The 4,070-nt window shown below is 59.4% G+C and carries 6 protein-coding genes; 2 read left to right on the top strand and 4 right to left on the bottom strand.

Translation table 11 applies throughout. The features are described from left to right. The 4 genes from AC1DVM_RS22635 to AC1DVM_RS22620 form a co-directional block, all read right to left on the bottom strand. Positions 1-463: hypothetical protein (locus AC1DVM_RS22635; RefSeq protein WP_477258311.1), on the bottom strand; the 463-nt coding region annotated here is incomplete at its 3' end. Position 464: 1 nt separating this feature from the next. Continuing rightward, positions 465-1,679 (bottom strand): tyrosine-type recombinase/integrase, encoded by a 1,215-nt coding sequence (locus tag AC1DVM_RS22630; RefSeq protein ID WP_477258309.1) that lies wholly within the window; start codon positions 1,677-1,679, stop codon positions 465-467. A gap of 257 nt (positions 1,680-1,936) precedes the next feature. Then, on the bottom strand, positions 1,937-2,392 hold the full coding sequence (locus AC1DVM_RS22625; protein ID WP_477258307.1) for a PaaI family thioesterase: 456 nt from the start codon (positions 2,390-2,392) through the stop codon (positions 1,937-1,939). Between the two features lie 423 nt (positions 2,393-2,815). After that, complete coding sequence (locus tag AC1DVM_RS22620) at positions 2,816-3,199, bottom strand: response regulator (RefSeq protein WP_477258305.1); 384 nt, start codon at positions 3,197-3,199, stop codon at positions 2,816-2,818. Between the two features lie 169 nt (positions 3,200-3,368). Between AC1DVM_RS22620 and AC1DVM_RS22615 the strand changes: the two genes are divergently transcribed. Next, positions 3,369-3,659, top strand: coding sequence for a DUF3572 domain-containing protein (locus AC1DVM_RS22615; RefSeq protein ID WP_477258313.1), 291 nt, complete (start codon positions 3,369-3,371; stop codon positions 3,657-3,659). A 10-nt stretch (positions 3,660-3,669) separates the two neighbouring features. Continuing rightward, on the top strand, positions 3,670-4,070 hold a 401-nt coding region (locus tag AC1DVM_RS22610; RefSeq protein ID WP_477258303.1), incomplete at its 3' end, for a Y-family DNA polymerase.

Genomic DNA, 4,070 nt, shown 5'->3' with positions numbered 1-4,070 from the left:
GCAGTTCATCGCACCAGACGCCATGGAGACGTGATACGCAGTAATGCAACCACGGCTTACTATTGGGACCCGGTTTTTCGTAATCACCGCTTTCAATATACTGTTCAGTTCTTCGAAACACCTTGCAGTAATTCTCGATCATTTTGGCCATGTCATCGTTGAACAGGGGCTCGACGTTCTTCCCGGGGCGTTGACCAAGCCAATAGTCAGCCTCGGTACCCATCACCACTCGAAACTCATCCAATGCGCGCATGCCCGCAATGAAATTCTCACCGGCGGCCGCGTAAGCGGAGAAGCTTCGCAGAGGATCTTTGGGACCGTCTCTGTGGCCAGATGCCACCCACAGCATATGATTGACGAGCTTGCGAGCTGCCAACGCCCTTTCGCTTTCCGGATCCAACACCGGGTCGGCGCGGGAGAGAAGCGAGTGCCAATAATCGTCAGGAACCAGATCAGGGATCATTTCAACGCTCTCGGTTCAGCCGGATCACGTTGTCTGGAGATGCCGTGCTGGCGATAATGTGGGCGAGTTCCGCACCCAGGGCCTCAAGGGCTCTTTTCTTCTGAGGGACATATGTATGCTGGTCATAGACTGAGCCGGTAACGGTCGCCTTCGTTGTCGAGGCGTGATTCAACACTCTCGCGATCAACATTTGGTCGAGGTCAAGACGGCCCATAATGGTTGCTGCCGTGCGGCGTAAATCATGAGCGGTGACGGTCGAGCTAAATAGCCCGTCCCGCAGCGCCTCCATGGCCTTGGCAAGATTTTGGGAACTGAGTTCTTTGCCGCGAGGCGTGATTATCAGGTGGCCAGCCTTCTTGCGCTCCATCAGACGTTCGACGACCTGCAACGCCTCCCCTACCAGCGGAACCGAGTGTTCAATCTTGTTTTTGCTTCGACTCGAGGGGATCGTCCATACTCCCGCGGCGAGATCCACTTCCTCCGCTCGTATACCCGCGCACTCCCCCGGCCGTTGGCCCGTCAAGAGAATCAATCGGAGCGCATCCCGGAAGGCTGGTGATGCCCCTTCGGTCGCCTGCCAGAAACGTCGGATCTCCTCATCGCTGAGGATCCGATTCTTGGCGACCTCTTCCGTCCGCTTCCGGAGTCCCTTTACGGGATTTGTCGAAACCAGACCTTCCGATAACGCCCACGAATACACCGAGGAAATCGTACTTTGGAGCCGATTCGCCAGAACCGGAGCTCGTTCCGCGACTTTGTCGATAAGATTTGCGACCTCTGCCCGCGTGAGTTCCGCAGCCGCTCTCTCACCCAACGCTGGAACTACTTCACGCTTGAGCACCGCCTCGTAGTCCCGCCATGACCGCAACTTCGCCTTCGCATAGCGTTCGATGAACCGGTCAACAAGGCCAGCGACGGTCAAGCAATCTCGCCTGATTTTAGCCTCAACAACGGGATCTCCCCCGTCTTGGACTCGCTGCCTTAACGACATCGCCTTCTCACGAGCAGCCGCCAGAGACCAGGCGGGATAGTCTCCGATTGTGTAGCGACGAAGCTTTGGACTTCCCTTGGGTCGATAGAGAAAGCTCCACGATTTCTTGCCGGAGGTCACGCGCAGACACAGGCCGCGCGCCTTCGCGTCGAAGATTTCGAGTCGCTGATCGGAAGCAGAACGAAGGGATCGAACCTCGACGTCCGTAAGGGATCTCGCAGTCATCAGAACCGACGCATTGTTGAATCGAACACATTTCTGGGTAACGTATGGGTAACAGAAGAATGGCACTGGCTGCAACCAAGCGCAACCGCCTGATCGCATAACTTGTTGAATATCAAGGATTTGAAACGATGAGAGACGGCATGAAAAACATAATCACTTGATACAAGATCAAGTAATCGGTTTCGCCCGATCTCTTTGACGTCTTTACGAAAACCGCCTCCCTCGCGAGGCGGTTTTTTATTGCCGTGGACGCAGCTTCAATCCGACACCCCGTCCCGCGCTTCGATTCGCATCAGGGTCGCGGTGAGAAGTGCCACGAGCTTCTCCTCACCGGCGGTTTCGCTGACGATCTCCGTCTGCGCCAGCGTGAGCGTCCGCCCGGCCTTGACGACGCGGCCCCGGGCGATGACACGGTCTCCGGTGGCGGGGGCCACGAGATTGATCTTGAATTCGGTGGTCAGCACCCCGGCTCCGGGCGGCATGAGCGTGAGCGCCGCATAGCCCGCCGCCGTGTCCGCGATCGCAGCAAGCGCGCCCGCGTGAATGAAACCGTGCTGTTGCGTGACGGACGGCTTCTTCCCCAGCGCGATCTCCACCGCTCCCGGCGCGATCTTCACAATCGAGGCCCCGAGGGTCGTCATCAGCCCCTGTTTGTCGAAGCTCGCCTGAACGCGAGTTTGATAGGCTGGATCCTGCGGGGTCTGGGTGTTCACGCGTCTTGCCTCATCGAGGACCTTGTCAGCCGAACGATTGGCCACCGTCCGGAACCGACCCAGGTCGCGTAAACCGCCGGCACGACGCGGGTCCGGTCAAATCGAGGCAAACAGGCCGGCTCATGGGAGTTTCAAGGTGGCCGGCTGGGGACGATGTTGTAGAGGCAACGATCGTCCCCAGCGCGGCCGAGCCTACGAATTCCCAGGAGATGCGGCGGACCTGAGCATCCGTGAGGCATGGCGGCCCCGAAAGCCGGGGCGTGTCGGGTGAACATAAAAGAAACATCGGACAAAACAAGGCCCGATATCCCGATATTCTGTAATGTCACCCGCACGCTATCAGGTGCGCGCCCAAAGGCAAGCGGCCGAATCGCGATGTCTCGGCGCCGAGCCTGAGCCCGCCTTCGCCGATACCCGCCGGCCTTACGTAGCGGCCTGGTCCGCTTCCAGATAGGTCTTCACCGTGGCGATGAACTTGGCGACCGAGATAGGCTTCGACAGATAGGCCTCGCAGCCGCCCTCGCGGATGCGCTCCTCGTCGCCCTTCATGGCGAAGGCCGTGATGGCGATGACGGGGATGGATTTGAGCTCGTCGTCGGCCTTCAGCCAGCGCGTCACCTCCAGCCCCGACACCTCGGGAAGCTGAATATCCATGAGGATCAGGTCCGGCTTGTGGGCGCGCGCAAGCTCCATGGCCTCGATGCCATGACCGGTCTTGAGGGTCGCATAGCCATGTGCTTCGAGGAGGTCGTTGAAGAGCTTCATGTTGAGCTCGTTGTCCTCAACGATGAGCACGGTCTTTTTCATTGCCGCGATCCCAGGGCACGATCAGGCGAAGGAGATAGCTCTTCGTCGTAAGATCATGCGTTAAAACAAAAAACACGGGGCCAAAATATCGACTTCACCGGCCCACATATTCATCCGATGATGACCCTAGTTTCGAACTTATTGACGAAATGAGAATCCTTTCGTGAAAATGTATGCACTGCCTCAAAAAATTACCACCGACGCCGCGGAAGCCATGGCGATGGCTGCATTTTCGGCCATCACGGGGGACGAGGAGCGGATGAGCCGCTTCCTGGCAATCTCGGGCCTGCGCCCGGAGACGATCCGCGAGGCGGCGGCCTCGCCCCGATTCTTCGCCGGCATTCTGGATTATGTGGTGTCGGACGAGGGGCTTCTCGTGGCGCTGGCGACCGAACTGAATGTGAAGCCCGAACAACTCATGGGCGCTCATCTGGCGCTGTCACCGTCCGAATTCGAGTAGAGCGACGGCCGTGACCGACGCCCCCCTGTGCCGGGACTGCCTGACCTTCGCGACAAGCGAGACGGTCTCGCGTTGTGGAATCTGCGGTTCCCCTCGCCTGCTCCGGCACAGGGAGCGCGATACCCTCGCCATCGCCCATGTGGATTGCGACGCCTTCTTCGCCGCCGTCGAAAAGCGCGACAACCCGGAGCTTGCCGACAAGCCGGTGATCATCGGCGGCGGCAAGCGCGGCGTGGTGTCGACCTGCTGCTACGTGGCGCGCACCTTCGGCGTGCGCTCCGCCATGCCGATGTTCAAGGCGCTCGATGCCTGCCCGCACGCGGTGGTGATGAAGCCCGACATGGAAAAATACCGCATCGCCGGTCGGGAGGTCCGCGAGTTGATGCGAGACCTGACGCCGCTGGTGGAGCC

The organism is Microvirga sp. P4_A5, from assembly GCF_056402495.1.
This window is presented reverse-complemented; position numbering and strand designations above follow the sequence as displayed.

Bases quoted from the DNA above. Each gene is read 5' to 3' on its own strand.
- AC1DVM_RS22630 (WP_477258309.1), bottom strand. From the start codon at position 1,679: ATGACTGCGAGATCCCTTACGGACGTCGAGGTTCGATCCCTTCGTTCT.
- AC1DVM_RS22620 (WP_477258305.1), bottom strand. From the start codon at position 3,199: ATGAAAAAGACCGTGCTCATCGTTGAGGACAACGAGCTCAACATGAAG.
- AC1DVM_RS22615 (WP_477258313.1), top strand. From the start codon at position 3,369: ATGTATGCACTGCCTCAAAAAATTACCACCGACGCCGCGGAAGCCATG.